This is a genomic window from Pseudomonas sp. RC3H12, from assembly GCF_018596375.1.
Lineage (GTDB): Bacteria > Pseudomonadota > Gammaproteobacteria > Pseudomonadales > Pseudomonadaceae > Aquipseudomonas.
On the sequence record NZ_CP075595.1, the window covers coordinates 1,249,826 to 1,267,403 of the forward strand.

Consider the following 17,578-nt stretch of genomic DNA (forward strand, 5'->3'; position numbering starts at 1 on the left):
ACCCCTTGAAGATTTTTTTCTTCAAGGGGGTTGCAAGGTGCATCGAATGCCGACATAATGGCGTCCATCGAAACGCAGCTGACTTGAAAAAGCCCGGCGGTTTCAAGGGGATAGCGAAAGCTGACTCCGACTTTGAGGCCGAGTAGCAAAGTGGTTATGCTCCGGATTGCAAATCCGTCTACGCCGGTTCGATTCCGACCTCGGCCTCCACCATTCGAAACCCCGCAGATCTAGGTCTGCGGGGTTTTTCTTTGTGCAGAGAAAAGCAGATCGTTTCCGCATAATCAGGCATCGTTTCCGCATCAGCCTCCTACTTGGTTGGACTGACGACCTCACCGACACGGCGGTACACCCGCTTTGTGATGTCCTCCTTGGAGTGGCCAAGCAGCCTGCTGGCTTGACTGGTGTCCTCGATTTCCGACGCCGCCTTCGGTCGGATGTCCCTGAACTGGAAGTGCGCTATCCGGTTGGCCAGGTCGGTTTTTTTCTCCAGTTCAGCCTTCTTTCTGGCAGCCTCTCTGGCTTCGGCCTATCGGTTGCAAAGCATCCCCAGCTCATGCGCTTGCCGTGCTCCTCGGCTGATTGGAATCTGGAGGCTACTACTACCCCGCCATCATTGGTTACTGGCTTTCCGTCCAGGGTGGATAGCTGTGAGTAATTGATGTTTTCGCTTGCAACCATCGGTCTGATATAAAACTTCTCTTGTCGTTGTCGGAGCACACTCGATGTAGCTCAGAAACTTCTGAGCATTGAGAGGTGCGTATGACCAGAGATAGGGATAACGGACAGGGTGGCAAGTCAGCCGGTAATGGTAGCTGGCCAGCCGGTCGAGACGAGGATGCCAAGAGGGCCCGCCCAGAGGATCGCGACGATTACATCGAAAACCGGCCCTTTCGAGGCGGGCAGAGACAAGGTCCGCCGGACCCATCGCGGGCATCCAACGCCGAGCGCTATAGCCATCACGAGCGCCCACTGGAATAATTGCCAAGTCTAAAGGCTCACTGATTCAAGGCGAGCACTACTGGCTAGGCTCTGTACGAAGAGCCTTGATACTTGTTCATGCTGCGTTGAAAACAGCCTCGGAATGCTCATGTACTCCAGTACACTGCGCTTCCTCGGCTGTTTTCGCCTTGCCTGACCTGCGTCTCAAGACTTTTCGTACAGAGCCTAGAAGCCCAGCCCCCGAGCTGGGCTTTTTGCATCTGGGCTCACCCCAGGCCCCGGCGCTTCCACGCATAGTACTCCCATAGCGCGCTGGTGTGGAAAGCCCGCATAAGGCGCATGCTCCGTAGCTCTTCGACCTGGGCAATGGCCTCGGCCCGATCCCTGGCGCGGATCGCATCCACAGCCTCCGCCCAGTGCTCCAGCGCCTCGGCAAATCTCCGCTTCTCATCGTCGGGCATCTTCGCACCCTTCATGTGAGTGGTTGGGGAGGGTAAGGGTAGAACAAATGGACGTGGGCGGGTGGCGCTTGTCGGCGGACCTATGACTGGCTGTGATAGATTCCGACTTCCAACAGGGAGGTGCCAATGAGCAGCAGAGGAACAGATCGTCAGATCGACAACATCGAGTTCAATGTCAGCGATATCAGCCGCAGCAAGGCTTTCTACGGCGCTGTGTTCGGTTGGACCTTCGTCGATTACGGCCCCACATACACCGAGTTCAGCGACAGTCGGCTTGCTGGCGGCTTCACCACGGGTGAGCCTGTCAGGCCCGGTGGCCCGCTGGTCATCTTGTATTCGGACGACCTCGTCGACGCCCAGGTCAGAGTGTTGGCTGCGGGAGGGAAAATCAGCCGAGAGGTATTTTCGTTCCCAGGCGGGACGCGATTCCACTTCACTGATCCTGATGGGTATGAGTTGGCTGTCTGGGCCGAAACGGACTGAACCAGTTAAGCCCAACGACTTGCTGGGCATACTCCGGCTTGCATCGGCGGCTGCCTGGCTGTGGTAGATTGTGGTCCTACACGCACGATGTCGTGCCTATCAGCCTGGCGACAGATCTTGGCTGGGATGGTCGCTGAAAACCCTTCTGCACGAGTCTCATCACCATATGCAGATGGCATGTAGAACATCAGGTTGATGCCTATCAGCGCTTTGGCTGGTAGCGGTGAGAGCCAGTCTTCAAACGTGTTCCTGGTGCTGATCAGGGCCGGCTCGAAATTCTTCTTGAGAAGGTCGGTGGAGGCTTCGAGGAGCGCGCCTCCGACTGCAGCGGATAAGACCAGAAGGCTGCTGACCAGATGCTTCTTGAGTGAGGGCATTGTTCGCGTCGTTGCGAGTTGAGATTGACGAGCCCGCGAAAAATCGTGGGTTAAAGAATGAGCGGCGCTTAGCCCGGCTTGGGGTTAATCACGACTTAGCGAATGGCCGCTTGCATCGCTGTGCGGAGCAGAGCTAGGTCCTTTGTCGGTATGACATAGGTTCTCGACAGCATGTCACCGACCCGCTGGCACCTCGCGGATTGCGAGTAGATGAAGATCGTTATGATCCCCAGAGGTACCTCAATGTGTCTCGTGAACCCTCGGATCAGAGCTTGAACAATCGTTGGCGGCCCGCCTGCTCCGTTGATAACGGTCAGTCCAAAAACGTACTTTCCTGGCGTTCTACCGTTGAAAAGCCACTCGCACAGGGGGTATAGGAATAGGTGGACGAAGACCAGTTCAAACCCTGCGAACAACAGGGTCTCTTGATTAGCAAGCCACAGGCCGAGCAGGACGATTGCTCCGTAATCGATGATATATGCCCCTATGCGTTTCATCAGAAGTGATGTTCTAGAGACTTCCATCGGGTGCTCCGTGCTGTGGCTATGGCGAGTGAGTGGAGCCCAGCGCTTGACCGGGCTTGGCTATTATTTTGCCATTGGTGCTGAAGGCCCGCAATTTCGGGGCTATGGTGCTTCCTGCCGCTGGCGGTAGATTGCCCTCATCAACACGGAGGGCGCGCACGAAGCGTTTGGCACTGGGGCCTTGGCCGGAATCGTCCTGGCGGGATGCGGGGCTAGCGATATCGATCGGGCGCGTAAGGCTGCCGCCTATCACTTGAAGGATCCGGAGTCCGCACAGTTTTCACCGACCAAGAGCCACCGGACCTTCTGCGTGTTCCGGTAGTGCCTGTCCAGCGGTGTAGTGCGGGTGATCGGTCCAGCATGCCAGTCGAAGCTCATCTTCATTCCCTTGGTTGGCTGTGATCCCAGGAGCGTAGCATTGTCGGCGGCTGCGCAGGCGCGCCTGATCTGATGGTCTGCGCCGTCTCATTAAGCCAGGCGGCTTGCCAGAAGCTCGACAAACGCCCGCACCTTGACCGGTCGAAAGCGAGCCGGTGGAAAGACCGCATGGATCTCGCCTCGGGGCAGCGACCACTGCGGCAGCACTTCGATCAGCCGGCCTCCCTGCAGGTCAGGTTCAGCCACATAGTCCGGAAGGACCGATAGCCCGGCTCCGAGTAGCGTGGCTTCGCGCACTGCCAAGGTGGCGTTGAGCGACAGGCTGGCTTTCATCTCCACTGTTTCGCGCTGCGAGGCACCCTTGGCAAATAGCCAACGGGTCGGTTCTCGCAGCGCCAGGTTCGCCACGATCGGCAACTCGGCCAGATCCGCCGGGGCCTGCAGTTTGTCCACTCGAGCTTGCCACTGAGGGCCGGCCACCAACCTTTGCGCAAACTCGCCGATTCGCCGGGCCTGCAGATGTTGCTCGGTAATCCAGCCAACGCGAATGGAAAGGTCCAGATCGTTGGCGCCCACATCCAGGGTCTGGTCGCTGAAGTGTGCCTCGACCTTGCACTGCGGATATCGCTGCGAGAATGCGGTGATGGCCGGCACCACGACACCGATGCCGTAATCGAAAGGGGCGGTCAGGCGTAGGGTGCCCGTCGGCTCGCTGGCGGCTTCGGACAATTCCTCGAAAGCCTCTTCGGCCTCTTTGAGGATCAATGCACAGCGGTGATAGAACTGTTGGCCCGCCTCGGTGGTGCGGACTTTCCGCGTGCTGCGAACCAGCAGTGTGGTGCGACAGTCGCTTTCCAGTCGCGCTACCTGCTGGCTGACCACGGCCTTGGTGATGCCGAGGCGCTCGCCAGCAGCGGTGAAGGATCCGGTTTCGACCACCGCGGTGAAGTAAGCAAGCCTGTTCAGGCTGGAAGCGCCGGTCATTGATATGTCCTTAATGTATGCAAATAACATACAGAGTGTTTATTTTGTATGCGTTTAAATGTCAATTCGCGGTCTATAAGATTCGAGGCATTCCATTCAAGGCGTTTCACTATGAACAAGACCCTGGTTTACCTCTTCGATCCACTCTGTGGCTGGTGCTACGGTGCAGGTGGACCGCTGCCCCGCGTTCTCCAAACCACGGGCCTTGCGTTGCGCCTGATACCGACGGGGCTGTTTTCCGGCAGCGGTGCTCGCGCCATGGATGATGACTTTGCGGCCTACGCCTGGAGCAACGACCAGCGTATCGAGCGCCTGACCGGGCAGGTCTTCAGTGAACGCTATCGTGACCAGGTACTCGCCGACCGTCTCCAGGCGTTCGACAGTGGTCCGTCTACCCTGGCGCTCAGCGCAGTGAACCTGACTTCGCCAGAGCACGAGTTCGAAGCGCTCAAGGCGATTCAGGCGGCGCGCTATGTCGATGGCCTGGACGTGACTCGACTGGAGACGTTGACAGCAGTGCTGGTGGACCTGGGTCTGGATGCCGCCGCGCAGCGGTTGGCGCGTCCGGATTCGGCCTTGCTGCAGGCCAACGATGATCGTGTGGGGCAGGGGCGTGCCTTGTTGCGTCGCGTGGGCGGTCAAGGCGTGCCGACATTCGTTCTGCAACAAGCGGACGACGCCATGCAGTTGTTACCTGCCAGCGCTATCTTTTCAGATCCTCAGGTCTTCATTCGCGAGCTGAACGTGGGGGTAAAACCATGAGCAGGAGCAACCTGGACATCATCCGAGCCTCGTACGAAGGCTCAGCCGAACAGAATGGCCGGAATCTGCTGGCGGCGCTGGCTGGGGACGTGACCTGGACCGAGGCGGCTGGCTTCCCTTATGCCGGTACCTATGTCGGCCCGCAGGCGATCATGGAGGGTGTGTTCCATCGCCTGGCCACCGAATGGGATGGCTACCAGGCCAAGGTGCATACCTATGTGGCTGAGGACGACCGGGTTGCCGCCTTTGGCGTCTACTCGGGCACCTATCGCAAGACCGGGAAAGCGATGACTGCTACCTTTGCCCATCTGTACCGGCTGAACAACGGCAAGATCGTCAACATGGAGCAATACGTCGACAGTGCGCAGGTCAACGCGGCGCTTACCTGAGCTGTTTCACGGTCGCCGTCGGTTCCAGGCGCAGGCCGCTGCAGGGCGGCCTGCGCCGACTGGCAATTACTTGCCCGAAGCGTCCTGCTCGACCACCAGGTCCAGCACATAGACCTGCGACGAGGCGTCGGCCGGCGGGTTCTTCCATTCGTATTGCTTCACGCGCAGCACGGTGCGCACGCCGTCACGGTGCTCGTAGCCCTCGATGGACGGGTACAGCGGGTGCCAGTTGTCCTGGGTCGGCAGTTGCAGACCAGCGTCGTCATAACGGCGCTCGCGCACTTGCAGGCACTGGTAGTTGGGGATCAGCGGATGGCTGCACTTGACTGTGTTGGCGGCGACTTCCAGGAACTTGGTCTCACCCTTGCTGCCGTAGCGGGTTTCTGGAGTGGCTTCGCCCTGGAATTTCAGCACCGAGCCGTCCTGGGTGGTCAATTGCAGCACGGGTGCGTGGGTTTCGCCGCTGAAGGCCGCGCGCAGATCACCTTTCAACAGGCGTCCGATCTCGGCATCCAGGTCCATCAGGCGCTTGTCGCACGCCATCATGGTCGACGCCAGTGGCTGCACCTTCAGGACACCGTCCTGATAGCTGTAGCCACCGAACTGGTTGTTGCAGCCACCGCTGATGTTCAGGCGCTGGTCACCGAAATTCAGGCGCAACTTGCGCTCGCTGCCTGTGGCCAGGGCTGCGTTGGGCTTGCCGGCTGCATCGCTGGCCGATGCCAGGTTCCAGTAGTAGGCCGAGAGCTCAGGCTGGGCTGCGGCAGGCGCGGTGGTGGCCGGCATGGAGGGCGATCCTTCATGGGAGGTGGACGCCGGGGTGCAGGCCTGGAGCAGGGCGGCACAGACGGCGACGAGGAGAATATTCTGTTTCATGGTTCGCTCTTTCAGCCTTGAAAAAATAAGGGCGGCATCCTCGTAGGTGGGGAGCGCGCGCCGGTGAGCCGGGGTTGTCGAGCGCCATCGGGGTGTCCGATGACAGCTCGAGGTGATCTCTGTGGCCACCGATGGCAATCGGACAGCATCGATCCCATTCGGTTTCATGGAACGGGTGGTGGGTAAGTGTTACGAAATCTTGCACGCTGCGCTGACTGGCGACCGGATGATTACCTCGCTCCCTGAGCCACAGCGCGGCGTTCAGGTCGCTCATGGTATCGGCTGGATCAGCTCGGCGCCCTGATTGCGTGCATTACCCACTGCCATGCTGACCCGATACCACTCGAAGCGCTCGGCCGGTTCGCCCTGGCTCAGGGCCATCTGCTCGGCAGCTAAGCTGGGCAGGTCGGGCGCCATCCACGCCACGGCCAGCTGCGCAGAAAGCACCACCGGCCTGCGGTCATGGACGTCGACCATGCCGCCTTGGGCGTCGGCAGTAATGATGACGAAGCCGTCGCGTTCATTGCCGTAAAATTCGCCGATGGCTGCGCAGAGGGAAGGGTGGCCATCGCGGCGGCGGATGAAATAGGGCTGCTTCTTCGTCGCGCCCTCATCGACCCATTCGAACCAGCCATCCACGGGCACGACGGCGCGGTGGGGCCAGATCGAGCGAAAGTAGGGCCCATGGGCGACCTTCTCGGCCCTGGCATTGATCGGCGTGACAGGGTCTGTGGCCCAATGTGGGCGCCAGCCCCATTTCACCAGGTCGGCCCTGCTGCCGGCAGCCTCCCGGCGCAGTACCGCCACGGGCGTGCCGGGGGCGACGTTGTAGCGCAGCAATGCCCGGTCGCCCACGGCGTTACGCCAGGCATCCGGCATGCTGAGCGTTTCGACGAATTCATGGATTCCACGGTACTGGCTGAGCCTTCCGCACATCGTAAGCCTCTCCTGCGTACGCAGGTGAAGCATAGATCGTGCGAGTGCTTGTGCTGCACGCAAAGAAAGGCCCGCTGGGGAGGGCGGGCCAAGTGTTTCACGGATGAGTCGTCAACTTGCCACAGCAGACGTGAAAATGTTGTCAACGACCGAGGCTTGCGCAGGAAGGAAAGCCCAGAAAAAAGAAAACCCGCCAGATCGGCGGGTTGAACAGAACGTATCGAAGCCAGGCCAGTCTGCCTTGTAGAATGTCAGAATTTCGTGAATGTCATTCTGGCAGGCGCTCAGTAACCGTTACTGAATTTTTCATTGACCATGCGGCGTTTGACCGCGTAGTGCTTTTGGTCGATGGCATTCAACAGTAACTGGCTGTCGAGTTCCTCCATCTCGTTTCTTTTCAGGCGTGCGACGTGCGCCCGGGTAACCTGATAATTGATCGACTCTGCTGCGTTGTAGCCACTGAATGGGTCCCATAGAACAGACACTGGCCAGAGCAACAGGTTGACCGTACCAGGAACATACGCTCGTCCGTAGAACGATCCGCCACCCGGTAACAGCCCTAATAGCATTGCGGCTGTGGGGCTCTTTTCTTCGGCTGCCAGGTTGTTGGCACGGTAATGGTCGAGTTCGGCCTGCTGAATGGAGTTCAGGCCGGCGGCGCAGCCGCTGGTCAGCATGAGGAGTGCGGCAATGAGTAGGGGGCGGTAATGCATTGTGTATCCTTTCTTGCGAGGCGGTTACTCGCGCAAGGTAGGACGCGAGGTGATCACATGCTGCGCTGATGCTGGCCATATTGCTGTCATCCTATTTGCTCAAAGATGTCCGAAATGGCGATTTCAATGCAGCCGTGCCCCTCAGCCATGCAGGAGTTCCAGTTGGCTGATCACGCATGTCGAGCCATCCGAGGCCGGGGTGGTCGAGCTGAAATCCAACTGGTTGTAAACCCCGCCGTGGAAGTTGAACGTATGGCCATTCCAGCTTGACGTCATGTTCAGCATTGCGCTGCTGCCGGTGCGGCCGGCGCAAACGGCCGACACCGTGGCGGCGCCCGCCGCAGTGACCTCGATGGTAATGTCGAAAGGCACGCCCAGCGGCACCTCGGCCAGGATGGTGCTACTGGTCGGTATCCCCTGGTTGAAGTCCTGGCGAAAACCAAGGGTGACCTTCCCTTTGTTCCAGAACACCTTGATTACCGGGCTGTCGTCATCTTTCACATGCATCTGCGCGATCACCACCTTCTGTGCCGAGTTGACCCGCTCCAGCACCATGCGTTGGTGATTGACATGCTGGCCGGCGCTGGCCAGCGTCCAGTAGACCGCTTCCTTCCATTCACAGCGGGTGCGGTGGGTGCTCTTGCTCGCCGCCCCTTGGGTTGGGGCGCTCATGCGCACGGCACCATCGTCCAGGCGGCTGACAACCTGGGGCAGGGTGGCGAGGGCCTGGGCGCCGGTCAGTTCCAGCGCCACTGGGTTGCTGGACGACTTTGCCACTGGGGTGGTGATGATCAGGTTGTCGATGTTCACGGTCATGGTGGATACCTCCTTGATGATAAAGATCCTGCACCGCATGCGAGCCTTGAAAGGGCGCTCGGTTCATCGGGCAAGGGAGGTCCAGGCAAAAAAAGCCCGCCAGGGCGGCGGGCAAGGAGCGTTTTTGAAGGGAGAGCCTGCACTGTGCGCCTGGTCGGTTAAGTCGGGGTTAAGCGCCATGAGGATTGACCCTGTGCGTCGATGCGCCTATATAGGCCTGCCGTTGTTACCGGAGCCTGTGATGCACGACGAAGACGATCTGCACGAACCTGAGCACGACCATCTGCTCGACCCTGAATTCCACGAGGGCTACGACCCCGAGGCGGATGCATACGGGGCCCTTGACGAAGTCGAGGAGGACGAAGAGTCGCTCGACGACTTCGATGACGAAGAGGACCACCCGGCCTGGCACGACGACTGCGACGACTGATGTCGACGCGGGTGCTCAACGGCGGTCGAGGGAGAACCGCCCGGCACCGCTGACGGCCAGCAGCAGCAAGCCGCCAATGATGCTGAGGTTCTTCAGGAACTGGGTCATGTTGGCGCTGCGCTCGGGTTCGACCATGTTCCAGAACGGATGCCCGATCAGCGCGGTACCCAGCACAAACAGGGCGAACAGCAAGGCCAGGGGGCGGGTGTAGAACCCCAGGATCAACAGGATGCCGACCAGCAGTTCCATGATCACGGCGATGGCCGCAGCCAGCATCGGGGCGGGGGCGCCCAGGGAGGTCATGTAGCCGACCGTGCCTTCGAACCCGGTCAGCTTGCTCCAGCCGGAGAGCACGAACAGGATCATCAACAGGATGCGGGCGAGCAGCAGAATGAAGTCGCGTTGACCATCGAGCAGGCTATAGCGCATGGCGGCGCTCCAGTGAACAGGGACAGGTTCCACTCTAGCAGCTGCGCGGCGGATTTCCGGCGGGTACGAAAAAGGCGCCGCAAGGGCGCCTTCATCGACAGAAGATGGTGCGAGTGGCGGGACTCGAACCCGCAAGGCTCACGCCGACAGATTTTAAGTCTGCTGTGTATACCAATTCCACCACACTCGCACGATTGGCTGGCGCGCCGCAGGGCAGCCTGGACCAGACAATCAGGCGCGCTTTATAACCCATTGTTATAGAAGCGTCAACCAGCCTAATGTTCAGGATTCGATAGCACGCGCGATATCGCGCATCTCGCAGGCGCTATGGCGCAGGTCATCGACGTGCCCGCCCATGGTGTGCGCATCTGCCTGATGAATCGAATGACGCAGGTAACGGACATGGCCGTCCAGCGCCTGGCTCAGTTCATCGAGTTCGCTGGCGCTGCGCATCAGGTCGTCCTGCAGCCCTTGCATGCGAAGGTTGGAGGTCATGATGGTTCCTGTGGGATCCGGGGCGCGGGCACTATAGTTCAATTGACAGGATGCCGCCATTGCGCCACTGTCGCGCATTGGATCCAACCAGGCCTGTCGCCATGTCATCGCTTCTCCCTGGCCCGGACGCAACGCGGCGTGTTCGCCCAAAGTTGTTCTGGCGCCTGTTGTTCCTTCTGGTCTGCCTGCTGGCAGCGTTTCTTTACGCAGGCTTCATCAGCCTGGGTGGTTACCTGCTGATGCTCGGCTTCGACCAGGAGGCTGCGCAGCCCAGGCGCTTGCTCGCCTTCGCAGGCGCAGCGCTGATCCTGCTGGTAGGGGTATGGCTGCTCAAGGTGGCGATGCCGCGCAGGCTGGTGCCGACCGTGGTGGAGCGCGAGCGCTGACGATCGTCGCATAAGGTGCAGTGCATGCTGGACTTTTGACTACGCTCAATATGTCCTTTCGCGGTGCTTGTGGAGCTCACATGGTTTCGACAGACCGCCCCACCCATTCGGTGATGCCCGAGGCACGCTACGAGCAGTTGGTCCAGGCGGTGGTGGACTACGCCATCTATATGCTCGACCCAACCGGCCATGTGGTGTCCTGGAACGCTGGCGCGCAGCGGATCAAGGGCTACGTTGCCGATGAGGTGATCGGCCGGCATTTCTCGCTGTTCTTCAACGCCCAGGATTGTGCCGACGGCCGCCCGCAACGCTTGCTGCGCCAGGCACTGGAAGAAGGCAAGGCGCAGGACGAAGGCTGGCGCGTGCGCAAGGACGGCACACAGTTCTGGGCGCTCGCCGCGCTGGATGTGATTCGCGACGCGCAAGGCGAGGTCATCGGCCTGGCCAAGGTCACCCGCGACATCACCGATCGCCGCGAGTCGGCCCAGCAGCTCGATGCCATGCGTGCGCAATTGTTCCAAGCGCAAAAGCTCGAGGCCCTGGGACAACTCACCGGAGGCCTGGCCCATGACTTCAACAACCTGCTGACCATCATCCTCAGCTCAGCCCGGCTGGCCAGCAGCAGCCAGGATCCGGCACGTGTGAGGCGCTTGCTCGAGCATATCCTCGATGCTGGCCAGCGCGGCACCCAGCTGACCCAGCAACTTTTGAGCTTTGCCCGGCACCGGCAACTGAGCATCACGCGCATCGTGCCTGCCGAGGCGATCAATATCATTTGCGGGCTGGCGGAACACGCATTGCCCCGGGAAATCGAATTGCTACCCCAGGTACAGCCTGACTTGCCGCTGATCGAGGTGGACGCCGGGCAGTTGCAGATGGTCTTGCTGAACCTGGTGTTCAATGCCCGCGACGCCATTGTCGCCACCGGGCAGATCCGTCTGGTGGTCGAATGCGTGCAGTTGTCCGGCGAAGTGGATGGGCTGTGCGGGCGCTTCGTGCGCTTTGATGTACGTGATGACGGCCAGGGCATTGACCCGCAGGTGCTGCCACGGATCTTCGAGCCGTTCTTCACCACCAAGGCCTTCGGCAAGGGCACTGGCCTTGGCCTGAGTCAGGCCTATGGTTTCGCCCGGCAGAGTAATGGTGCGATCGAGGTGTCCAGCCGGCTTGGCGAGGGCACCTGCATGAGCCTGTACCTACCAGCCCGGACGGGCCCCGATTCGCTTTCGACCGACGGATAGACAGCCATGGTAGAGCAACTAAAGCGACTGGCCACGGGCATCGCGGGGCTCGATGCGCTGCTCAAAGGGGGGTTGGTGGTTGGCGCCTCCTATATCGTTCAAGGGCATCCCGGTTCGGGCAAGACCATCCTGGCCAACCAGCTGGCGTGCAACCATGTGCGTGAAGGTGGTCGGGTACTGGTGGCGACGTTGCTCAGCGAGTCCCATGAACGGCTGTTCCAGTACCTGTCGACCCTGAGCTTCTTCGACCCGGCGCTGGTGGGCGACACCATTCAGTTCGTCAGCGCATTCGACACCCTGGAGCAGGAGGGCCTGGACGCGGTGGTCAGGCTGTTGCGCCAGGAAATTGCCCGGCAGCAGGCCACCTTGCTGATCGTCGACGGGCTGCTCAACGCCCGCTCCAGGGCGGAAACCAGCCTCGATACCAAGAAATTCGTCTCTGAACTGCAGGGGCATGCGGCGTTCGCCGGCTGTACGCTGCTGCTGCTGACCAGTGCGCGATTGGATGAAGGCAGCCCCGAGCACACCATGGTTGATGGCGTGATCGAGCTCGGCGAACACCTGGTCGGCAGCACGGCGGTGCGCCATGTCCAGTTGCGCAAGACGCGTGGCAGTGGCGCGTTGTCCGGGCGCCACGAATGCCTGATCACGGAGGCCGGGTTGCAGGTCTACCCGCGCCTGGAGTCGCTGTACAGTCGCCCCAGCCAGGCAGGAGCGCAAACCCTGAGCCGGGTCGCCACGGGTGTTGCCGACCTCGATGGCATGCTCGGTGGCGGGTTGGCCGAGGCGTCGGTGACCCTGCTGATGGGGCCATCGGGCGTTGGCAAGACAGCGTTGGGCATCGCGTTCCTGGCCGCTTCTACCCAGGCTGCTCCGGGTCTGCATTTCGGTTTCTACGAGACGCCTGCGCGGTTACGGTTGAAGGCCTGCGCGCTGGGCTTCGACCTGCAGGCACTCGAGCGTGAAGGCAGCGTGCAACTGAGCTGGCAATCGACCACCGAAGGCCTGCTGGATCAACTCGGCGCCCAGCTGTTGGCACAGGTCGAGGCGCTTGGTGCCAGGCGCGTGGTAATCGACAGCCTTGGAGCCTTCGGCCGCCTGGCGCTGGAGCCTGCCCGCCTCAACGCCTTTTTCCGCGCACTGACCGGTGAGCTGCGCGCCCGTGGCGTGACGGTGCTGCTGACCTGGGAGATGCGTGACATCTTCGGCGCGGAGATCACCGCGCCGGCCCCCGACCTGTCGAGCATCGTCGACAACCTGATACTGATGCGCTTCGCCGAGCTCGACGCGCAACTGCACCGCGCACTGTCGGTGATCAAGGTGCGTGACAGCGACCACGACCCTGCTTTGCAGGCGCTGAATCTGGGGCCTCATGGCATCAGCCTGGCGCGGGCGTTCGACGGTGCCAGTGGCGTGCTCAGTGGCTCGGCGACACCGCCTGGAGATCGTTGATGGGATGAACAGCATCCTGATCGTCGACGACGAGTACCTGATTGCCGATATCCTCGGTTTTGCCCTGGAGGACGAAGGCTACCTGGTTGAAAAGGCGAGCAACGGGCGCAAGGCCCTGGAGGCTTTGAAGGAAAAGCGCGTGGACCTGGTGATCACCGACTACATGATGCCGGTGCTCAATGGCGAAGAACTGCTGCAAGCCATACGTGAAGAGCTGCAACTGGCGGACCTGCCGGTCATTCTCATGAGCGGCGCCCAGGCCAGCCAGGGTCGGGCCTGCCCCGGGAGGTTCGCGGCGGTGTTCGACAAGCCATTCGACATGGACCGGATGATCGCCACGGTGCGCGAATTGCTGGGCACCTGAGGTTCAGGAGAGGCTCCCCGCATGGGCGGGCAATCGATCAGGCGCATCCGTGCGGCATGATGCAGTTGGCGTGCAGGTTACTCGTCGTTGCTTTTTTCGGGCGCCGGGCTGCCCGCCTGGATCCGCTTGTAGATCTCTTCACGGTGCACCTGAACATCTTTCGGTGCATCGATACCGATCCTCACTTGCATCCCCTTGACGCCCAGAATGGTGACTTTGATGTCATCGTCGATGACGATGCTTTCGCCAACCTTGCGGGTGAGTATCAGCATGTAGTTCTCCTTGGTGATGTAGAAAACCGCCGAGCCAGGTGCTCTGCGGTGGGAGCCTGTCCCTCTTCCTTCTCATTAAAGACGCTTTCGGCGGATAGTAATTCCCCGACAGACAAATTCTGTTGTCGATCTTTAGTTGCAGGTGCCGGCAGGGCTGCGAGGCCACTCCACGGCAAGGTGCTCGGTGGCAAGGATAGGGTGCTTGGCGCCATATGGGAAATTTCTCTGCTCGATGAAGTAAATAGTGTCCGTCAATGATCGTCTTGGCGCTCCAGCATCTGCAGGAAACGTAGCAGTGCCACTTCCTCGGTTTCCAATCCCTTGCGCGGACGGACACGGGGCAATGCCGAAAGACGGCCGAGGTGGAAGTGCTCAAGGACGGCGGGATGGATGTAGCAGCGTCGGCACACAGCCGGAGTGTTGCCCAGGCGCGTCGCCACCTGGCGGACGATGGCGGCGACCTGCCGGCGCGCCTCGCTGTCGGGCTCCCAGGCCTGTGGCCTGAGCAGGCTCAGTGCCAGGCTGCTGCCGGCCCAGGTGCGGTAGTCCTTGGCGGTGAAGTCGGCGCCGGTCAGCTGCTGGAGGAACTGGTTGACCTCGGTCGAGCCGATGCCATGGCGCTGTCCTTGTTCGTCCAGGTACTGGAACAAAGCCTGGCCGGGCAGTTCCATGCAGCGCTTGACCAGGCCGGCCAGGCGTCGGTCGGTCAGGGTGACGTTGTGTTCGACACCGCGTTTGCCGCGGAACTGGAAGCGGATACGGCTGCCCTTGACCTGCACATGGCGGGTGTCGAGGGTGGTCAGCCCGTAGGAGCGGTTGTCGCGCAGGTACTGGCGGTTGCCGATGCGGATCAGCGTGGTGTCGAGCAGGCTGATCACCAGCGCCATGACCTTCTCCCGGCCCAGCCCGGGGGAGGCCAGGTGCGTGTCCAGTTGCTTGCGCAGCTTTGGCAGCACCTCGGCGAAGGCCAGCATGCGTGCGTACTTGTGCTGGTCGCGCAGCTCGCGCCATTGCGTATGGTAGCGGTACTGCTTGCGCCCCCGGGCGTCGCGCCCGGTGGCCTGCAAGTGCCCTTGCGGGTCGGCGCAGATCCACACGTCGGTGTAGGCCGGCGGGATCACCAGGGCGGCGATGCGTGCCAGGGTCTCTTTATCGCGTACCCGCTGGTTGCCGGCGTCGAAATAGTGGAAGTGGTCGCGCCAGCGCCGGCGGGTCAGGCCGGGCTGGCTGTCATCGACATAATGCAGGGCAGCAGGCAACGGGCAGTCGGGCATCGGCGCAGTCCATCGAGGGCACTCATGCTGCAATGGACAGCATCCGCCGCGTCATTGCTCAGCCCAACAGTGCCACCGACTTGATCTGCGCCCACAGCAACTGGCCCGCGCGCACGTCGAGCTGGTCCGCCGAATAGCGCGTGATGCGTGCCAGCAGCGCACTGCCGGCGGCATCCAGGCTGACCAGCACATGGGCCGGGTTGTCCGCCGGGCGGCATTCGCGGACCCGCACCGGCAGGCGGTTGAGAATGCTCGACGCGCCGTCGGCGGCCAATGCCAGGCTGACGTCCCGGGCCTGGACCTTCAGGCGCAGGCTGCTGCCCACCTGCAAGGCGGGGTGGGCGATACGCAGCAATTGCCCCTCCGTGCCGGGCAGGCGCAGGTCGAACAGCTCATAATGCGGGTCGTGGCCCACCACCACGCCTTCGAGCACCACCCCGGCATCCTCGCCCTGGGCCAATGGCAGGTCGAGGCGGGCCAGGGTCTGGCCGATCGGCCCGCTGGCCACCGCCTTGCCTTGCTCGAGCAGAACCAGGTGGTCGGCCAGGCGCGCCACTTCGTCCTGGGCATGGCTGACGTAGATCAGCGGGATATCCAGCTCGTCGTGCAGGCGCTCCAGGTACGGGAGGATTTCACGCTTGCGCGCGCTGTCGAGGGCAGCCAGTGGCTCGTCCATCAGCAACAGTCGCGGGCTGCTGAGCAAGGCTCGGGCGATGCCGACGCGTTGTGCCTCGCCGCCGGACAGTGTCGCCGGCTTGCGCGCCAGCAGGTGGCCGATGCCCAGCAGCTGGCAGGCCTGTTCCTGGCTGATCTTGCGGGCCTGCGGTGCGATACGGCGCCAGCCGAACTCGAGGTTGCCTTGCACCGACAGGTGCGGGAACAGGCTGGCCTCCTGGAACACGTAGCCGACCGGGCGCCGGTGCGGGGGGATGAAGTGCCCGCGGGCGCTGTCTTCCCACACCTCGCCATTGATTTCGATGTAGGCGCTGGCGGCCCGTTCCAGGCCGGCCAGGCAGCGCAGGCACGAGGTCTTGCCTGAGCCAGAGTGACCGAACAGGGCGCTGATGCCGCGACCGGGCAGGTCAAGGTCGACGTCCAGGGTGAAATCGTCACGCGCCAGTTTCAGGCGCGCCTGTATCGATGCGCTCATTTCAGCTCCAGCCTGCCTTGCCACGGCGGCCGGCATAGAGCATCAGCAGCACCAGGAACGAGAACACCAGCATGGCCCCGGCCAGCCAGTGGGCCTGGCTATATTCCATGGCCTCGACGTGATCGAAGATCTGCACCGAGACCACACGGGTCTTGTCGGGAATGTTGCCACCGATCATCAGCACCACGCCGAACTCGCCGACGGTATGGGCGAAGCCGAGGATGCTGGCGGTAATGAAACCGGGGCGAGCCAGGGGCAGCACCACGTGGACGAAGGTGTCCCAGGGGCTGGCGCGCAGTGTCGCTGCCACCTCCAGCGGGCGCTGGCCGATAGCGCCGAAGGCGTTCTGCAATGGCTGCACCACGAAGGGCATCGAGTACACCACCGAGCCGATCACCAGCCCGGTGAAGCTGAACACCACGCTGCCCAGGCCCAGAGCCTGTATGGCCTGGCCGATCCAGCCATGGGGGCCGAGGGCCAGCAGCAGGTAGAAGCCGATTACCGTTGGCGGCAGCACCAGGGGCAGGGCCACTACCGCGCCGATCGGCCCGCGCAGCCAGGAACGGGTGCGCGCCAGCCACCAGGCGATGGGCGTGCCCAGCACCAGGAGGATGGCGGTGGTCAGGCTGGCCAGCTTGATGGTCAGCCAGATGGCGCCCAGGTCACTGGCGTCGAGAGGCATCAGAGCTCATAGCCGTAGGACTTGATCACCGCGGCGGCTTTCGGGCCCTTGAGGTAATCGACCAGGGCCTTGGCGGCCGGGTTGTCCTTGCCTTTGTTGAGGATCACCGCATCCTGGCGGATCGGGTCATGCAGCTCGGCGGGCACGATCCAGGCGGAGCCTTCGCTGACCTTGCCATCCTTGTAGATCTGCGACAGCGCGACGAAGCCCAGCTCGGCGTTGCCGGTGGAAACGAACTGGAAGGCTTGGGTGATGTTCTGGCCCTCGACGATCTTCGCCTTGGTGGCTTCGGTCAGCTTCAGCTTGTCCAGCACCTGGGTGGCGGCCAGGCCATAGGGCGCGGCCTTGGGATTGGCGATGGACAGGTGCTTGTACTCGTTCTTCTTCAGCACATCACCCTTGGCGTCGACATAGCCTGGCTTGGCCGACCACAGCGCCAGGGTGCCGATGGCATAGGTGAAGCGCGAGCCTGCAACGATTTCCTTTTCCTGTTCCAGCTTGGCCGGAGTGCTGTCGTCGGCGGCGAGGAACACTTCGAATGGCGCGCCGTTCTTGATCTGTGCGTAGAACTGGCCGGTGGCGCCGTAGGCAGCGACCAGCTTGTGGCCGGTGTCCTTCTCGAAATCCTTGGCGATGGCCTGGATGGGCGCTGTGAAGTTGGCCGCGACAGCGACCTGGACTTCATCGGCCCAGGCACTGTTGAGGCAGATCAGGCTGGCGAGGGTGCTGGCGGCCAGATAAGGCAAGCGAATACGCATGAAG

The 17,578-nt window shown here is 61.8% G+C and carries 23 protein-coding genes, 2 tRNA genes and 2 pseudogenes; 9 read left to right on the forward strand and 18 right to left on the reverse strand.

The window, feature by feature from the left end; genetic code table 11:
- Window positions 1–136: 136 nt before the first annotated feature.
- Window positions 137–210, forward strand: a tRNA-Cys gene (locus KHO27_RS05745).
- Between the two features lie 100 nt (window positions 211–310).
- Here the strand turns inward: KHO27_RS05745 and KHO27_RS26165 are convergent.
- Window positions 311–573: pseudogene (locus KHO27_RS26165) on the reverse strand (integrase); the annotation flags it as partial.
- Window positions 574–1,208: 635 nt separating this feature from the next.
- Complete coding sequence (locus KHO27_RS05750) at window positions 1,209–1,403, reverse strand: hypothetical protein (RefSeq protein ID WP_214501339.1); 195 nt, start codon at window positions 1,401–1,403, stop codon at window positions 1,209–1,211.
- 126 nt (window positions 1,404–1,529) lie between these two features.
- On the opposite strand from KHO27_RS05750, the gene KHO27_RS05755 reads away from it, so the two are divergent.
- Complete coding sequence (locus KHO27_RS05755) at window positions 1,530–1,886, forward strand: VOC family protein (protein ID WP_214501340.1); 357 nt, start codon at window positions 1,530–1,532, stop codon at window positions 1,884–1,886.
- Window positions 1,887–1,891: 5 nt separating this feature from the next.
- Here the strand turns inward: KHO27_RS05755 and KHO27_RS05760 are convergent, their stop codons facing one another.
- The 4 genes and pseudogenes from KHO27_RS05760 to KHO27_RS05770 form a co-directional block, all read right to left on the reverse strand.
- The gene (locus KHO27_RS05760) at window positions 1,892–2,263 is read right to left on the reverse strand and encodes a hypothetical protein (RefSeq protein ID WP_214501341.1); all 372 of its coding nucleotides are present in this window, start codon (window positions 2,261–2,263) and stop codon (window positions 1,892–1,894) included.
- Window positions 2,264–2,358: 95 nt separating this feature from the next.
- Entirely contained in the window at window positions 2,359–2,787 is a 429-nt protein-coding gene (locus KHO27_RS26365) for an RDD family protein (protein WP_110698500.1), read from the reverse strand.
- Window positions 2,788–3,066: 279 nt separating this feature from the next.
- A pseudogene (locus KHO27_RS26170) lies at window positions 3,067–3,165 on the reverse strand (DUF6434 domain-containing protein); the annotation flags it as partial.
- 90 nt (window positions 3,166–3,255) lie between these two features.
- The gene (locus tag KHO27_RS05770) at window positions 3,256–4,149 is read right to left on the reverse strand and encodes a LysR family transcriptional regulator (RefSeq protein ID WP_214501342.1); all 894 of its coding nucleotides are present in this window, start codon (window positions 4,147–4,149) and stop codon (window positions 3,256–3,258) included.
- Window positions 4,150–4,260: 111 nt separating this feature from the next.
- Between KHO27_RS05770 and KHO27_RS05775 the strand changes: the two genes are divergently transcribed.
- Together KHO27_RS05775 and KHO27_RS05780 are read left to right on the forward strand one after the other, a co-directional pair.
- Window positions 4,261–4,911: a DsbA family protein gene (locus KHO27_RS05775; RefSeq protein WP_214501343.1), complete on the forward strand. Its 651-nt coding sequence runs from the start codon at window positions 4,261–4,263 to the stop codon at window positions 4,909–4,911.
- Window positions 4,908–5,300, forward strand: coding sequence for a nuclear transport factor 2 family protein (locus KHO27_RS05780; protein WP_110698495.1), 393 nt, complete (start codon window positions 4,908–4,910; stop codon window positions 5,298–5,300). The genes KHO27_RS05775 and KHO27_RS05780 overlap by 4 nt, the downstream gene beginning before the upstream one ends.
- A gap of 66 nt (window positions 5,301–5,366) precedes the next feature.
- Here KHO27_RS05780 and KHO27_RS05785 read toward each other — a convergent pair whose 3' ends face one another.
- The 4 genes from KHO27_RS05785 to KHO27_RS05800 all read right to left on the reverse strand — a co-directional run bounded on the left by KHO27_RS05785 (window position 5,367) and on the right by KHO27_RS05800 (window position 8,641).
- Window positions 5,367–6,176 (reverse strand): META and DUF4377 domain-containing protein, encoded by an 810-nt coding sequence (locus KHO27_RS05785; RefSeq protein ID WP_214501344.1) that lies wholly within the window; start codon window positions 6,174–6,176, stop codon window positions 5,367–5,369.
- A 270-nt stretch (window positions 6,177–6,446) separates the two neighbouring features.
- Complete coding sequence (locus KHO27_RS05790) at window positions 6,447–7,112, reverse strand: SOS response-associated peptidase (RefSeq protein WP_214501345.1); 666 nt, start codon at window positions 7,110–7,112, stop codon at window positions 6,447–6,449.
- 284 nt (window positions 7,113–7,396) lie between these two features.
- On the reverse strand, window positions 7,397–7,825 hold the full coding sequence (locus KHO27_RS05795; RefSeq protein WP_111532904.1) for a hypothetical protein: 429 nt from the start codon (window positions 7,823–7,825) through the stop codon (window positions 7,397–7,399).
- 141 nt (window positions 7,826–7,966) lie between these two features.
- The gene (locus KHO27_RS05800; protein WP_110698486.1) at window positions 7,967–8,641 is read right to left on the reverse strand and encodes a polysaccharide lyase family 7 protein; all 675 of its coding nucleotides are present in this window, start codon (window positions 8,639–8,641) and stop codon (window positions 7,967–7,969) included.
- A 241-nt stretch (window positions 8,642–8,882) separates the two neighbouring features.
- On the opposite strand from KHO27_RS05800, the gene KHO27_RS05805 reads away from it, so the two are divergent.
- Window positions 8,883–9,071 (forward strand): hypothetical protein, encoded by a 189-nt coding sequence (locus KHO27_RS05805; protein ID WP_046857840.1) that lies wholly within the window; start codon window positions 8,883–8,885, stop codon window positions 9,069–9,071.
- A gap of 15 nt (window positions 9,072–9,086) precedes the next feature.
- On the opposite strand, the gene KHO27_RS05810 is transcribed toward KHO27_RS05805, so the two are convergent.
- From KHO27_RS05810 to KHO27_RS05820, 3 genes are all read right to left on the reverse strand, one after another.
- Window positions 9,087–9,500 (reverse strand): DoxX family protein, encoded by a 414-nt coding sequence (locus KHO27_RS05810; protein ID WP_102683315.1) that lies wholly within the window; start codon window positions 9,498–9,500, stop codon window positions 9,087–9,089.
- A 105-nt stretch (window positions 9,501–9,605) separates the two neighbouring features.
- Window positions 9,606–9,690 (reverse strand) — tRNA-Leu (locus KHO27_RS05815).
- Window positions 9,691–9,782: 92 nt separating this feature from the next.
- Window positions 9,783–9,995 (reverse strand): hypothetical protein, encoded by a 213-nt coding sequence (locus KHO27_RS05820; RefSeq protein WP_110698483.1) that lies wholly within the window; start codon window positions 9,993–9,995, stop codon window positions 9,783–9,785.
- Between the two features lie 101 nt (window positions 9,996–10,096).
- On the opposite strand from KHO27_RS05820, the gene KHO27_RS05825 reads away from it, so the two are divergent.
- The 4 genes from KHO27_RS05825 to KHO27_RS05840 all read left to right on the forward strand — a co-directional run bounded on the left by KHO27_RS05825 (window position 10,097) and on the right by KHO27_RS05840 (window position 13,438).
- Entirely contained in the window at window positions 10,097–10,381 is a 285-nt protein-coding gene (locus KHO27_RS05825) for a hypothetical protein (protein ID WP_181427687.1), read from the forward strand.
- An 80-nt stretch (window positions 10,382–10,461) separates the two neighbouring features.
- Window positions 10,462–11,622, forward strand: coding sequence for a two-component system sensor histidine kinase NtrB (locus tag KHO27_RS05830; RefSeq protein WP_110698481.1), 1,161 nt, complete (start codon window positions 10,462–10,464; stop codon window positions 11,620–11,622).
- Between the two features lie 6 nt (window positions 11,623–11,628).
- Window positions 11,629–13,074: an ATPase domain-containing protein gene (locus tag KHO27_RS05835; RefSeq protein ID WP_214501346.1), complete on the forward strand. Its 1,446-nt coding sequence runs from the start codon at window positions 11,629–11,631 to the stop codon at window positions 13,072–13,074.
- Between the two features lie 4 nt (window positions 13,075–13,078).
- Entirely contained in the window at window positions 13,079–13,438 is a 360-nt protein-coding gene (locus KHO27_RS05840; protein WP_102683311.1) for a response regulator, read from the forward strand.
- Window positions 13,439–13,515: 77 nt separating this feature from the next.
- Here the strand turns inward: KHO27_RS05840 and csrA are convergent, their stop codons facing one another.
- From csrA to modA, 5 genes are all read right to left on the reverse strand, one after another.
- Window positions 13,516–13,710, reverse strand: a complete 195-nt coding sequence (gene csrA, locus KHO27_RS05845; RefSeq protein ID WP_023628788.1) for a carbon storage regulator CsrA — start codon at window positions 13,708–13,710, stop codon at window positions 13,516–13,518.
- A gap of 251 nt (window positions 13,711–13,961) precedes the next feature.
- Window positions 13,962–14,984: a DNA topoisomerase IB gene (locus KHO27_RS05850; RefSeq protein WP_214501347.1), complete on the reverse strand. Its 1,023-nt coding sequence runs from the start codon at window positions 14,982–14,984 to the stop codon at window positions 13,962–13,964.
- Between the two features lie 58 nt (window positions 14,985–15,042).
- A complete protein-coding gene (gene modC, locus KHO27_RS05855; protein WP_110698474.1) occupies window positions 15,043–16,134 on the reverse strand; it encodes a molybdenum ABC transporter ATP-binding protein in 1,092 nt (363 codons plus the stop codon).
- Between the two features lies 1 nt (window position 16,135).
- A complete protein-coding gene (gene modB, locus KHO27_RS05860) occupies window positions 16,136–16,816 on the reverse strand; it encodes a molybdate ABC transporter permease subunit (protein ID WP_214501348.1) in 681 nt (226 codons plus the stop codon).
- Window positions 16,816–17,574 (reverse strand): molybdate ABC transporter substrate-binding protein, encoded by a 759-nt coding sequence (modA, locus tag KHO27_RS05865; protein ID WP_110698472.1) that lies wholly within the window; start codon window positions 17,572–17,574, stop codon window positions 16,816–16,818. Before modA ends, modB begins: the two co-directional genes overlap by 1 nt.
- Window positions 17,575–17,578: the final 4 nt, after the last annotated feature.

What these genes read in the sequence shown, in the direction of transcription:
- KHO27_RS05810 (WP_102683315.1), bottom strand. Translation starts at nt 9,500, where the DNA reads ATGCGCTATAGCCTGCTCGATGGTCAACGCGACTTCATTCTGCTGCTC.
- KHO27_RS05785 (WP_214501344.1), bottom strand. Translation starts at nt 6,176, where the DNA reads ATGAAACAGAATATTCTCCTCGTCGCCGTCTGTGCCGCCCTGCTCCAG.
- KHO27_RS26365 (WP_110698500.1), bottom strand. Translation starts at nt 2,787, where the DNA reads ATGGAAGTCTCTAGAACATCACTTCTGATGAAACGCATAGGGGCATAT.
- KHO27_RS05795 (WP_111532904.1), bottom strand. Translation starts at nt 7,825, where the DNA reads ATGCATTACCGCCCCCTACTCATTGCCGCACTCCTCATGCTGACCAGC.
- KHO27_RS05820 (WP_110698483.1), bottom strand. Translation starts at nt 9,995, where the DNA reads ATGACCTCCAACCTTCGCATGCAAGGGCTGCAGGACGACCTGATGCGC.
- KHO27_RS05760 (WP_214501341.1), bottom strand. Translation starts at nt 2,263, where the DNA reads ATGCCCTCACTCAAGAAGCATCTGGTCAGCAGCCTTCTGGTCTTATCC.
- modB (WP_214501348.1), bottom strand. Translation starts at nt 16,816, where the DNA reads ATGCCTCTCGACGCCAGTGACCTGGGCGCCATCTGGCTGACCATCAAG.
- KHO27_RS05840 (WP_102683311.1), top strand. Translation starts at nt 13,079, where the DNA reads ATGAACAGCATCCTGATCGTCGACGACGAGTACCTGATTGCCGATATC.
- KHO27_RS05825 (WP_181427687.1), top strand. Translation starts at nt 10,097, where the DNA reads ATGTCATCGCTTCTCCCTGGCCCGGACGCAACGCGGCGTGTTCGCCCA.
- modC (WP_110698474.1), bottom strand. Translation starts at nt 16,134, where the DNA reads ATGAGCGCATCGATACAGGCGCGCCTGAAACTGGCGCGTGACGATTTC.
- KHO27_RS05805 (WP_046857840.1), top strand. Translation starts at nt 8,883, where the DNA reads ATGCACGACGAAGACGATCTGCACGAACCTGAGCACGACCATCTGCTC.
- KHO27_RS05780 (WP_110698495.1), top strand. Translation starts at nt 4,908, where the DNA reads ATGAGCAGGAGCAACCTGGACATCATCCGAGCCTCGTACGAAGGCTCA.
- KHO27_RS05750 (WP_214501339.1), bottom strand. Translation starts at nt 1,403, where the DNA reads ATGCCCGACGATGAGAAGCGGAGATTTGCCGAGGCGCTGGAGCACTGG.
- KHO27_RS05850 (WP_214501347.1), bottom strand. Translation starts at nt 14,984, where the DNA reads ATGCCCGACTGCCCGTTGCCTGCTGCCCTGCATTATGTCGATGACAGC.
- KHO27_RS05775 (WP_214501343.1), top strand. Translation starts at nt 4,261, where the DNA reads ATGAACAAGACCCTGGTTTACCTCTTCGATCCACTCTGTGGCTGGTGC.
- KHO27_RS05800 (WP_110698486.1), bottom strand. Translation starts at nt 8,641, where the DNA reads ATGACCGTGAACATCGACAACCTGATCATCACCACCCCAGTGGCAAAG.
- KHO27_RS05830 (WP_110698481.1), top strand. Translation starts at nt 10,462, where the DNA reads ATGGTTTCGACAGACCGCCCCACCCATTCGGTGATGCCCGAGGCACGC.
- KHO27_RS05835 (WP_214501346.1), top strand. Translation starts at nt 11,629, where the DNA reads ATGGTAGAGCAACTAAAGCGACTGGCCACGGGCATCGCGGGGCTCGAT.
- csrA (WP_023628788.1), bottom strand. Translation starts at nt 13,710, where the DNA reads ATGCTGATACTCACCCGCAAGGTTGGCGAAAGCATCGTCATCGACGAT.
- KHO27_RS05755 (WP_214501340.1), top strand. Translation starts at nt 1,530, where the DNA reads ATGAGCAGCAGAGGAACAGATCGTCAGATCGACAACATCGAGTTCAAT.
- KHO27_RS05770 (WP_214501342.1), bottom strand. Translation starts at nt 4,149, where the DNA reads ATGACCGGCGCTTCCAGCCTGAACAGGCTTGCTTACTTCACCGCGGTG.
- modA (WP_110698472.1), bottom strand. Translation starts at nt 17,574, where the DNA reads ATGCGTATTCGCTTGCCTTATCTGGCCGCCAGCACCCTCGCCAGCCTG.
- KHO27_RS05790 (WP_214501345.1), bottom strand. Translation starts at nt 7,112, where the DNA reads ATGTGCGGAAGGCTCAGCCAGTACCGTGGAATCCATGAATTCGTCGAA.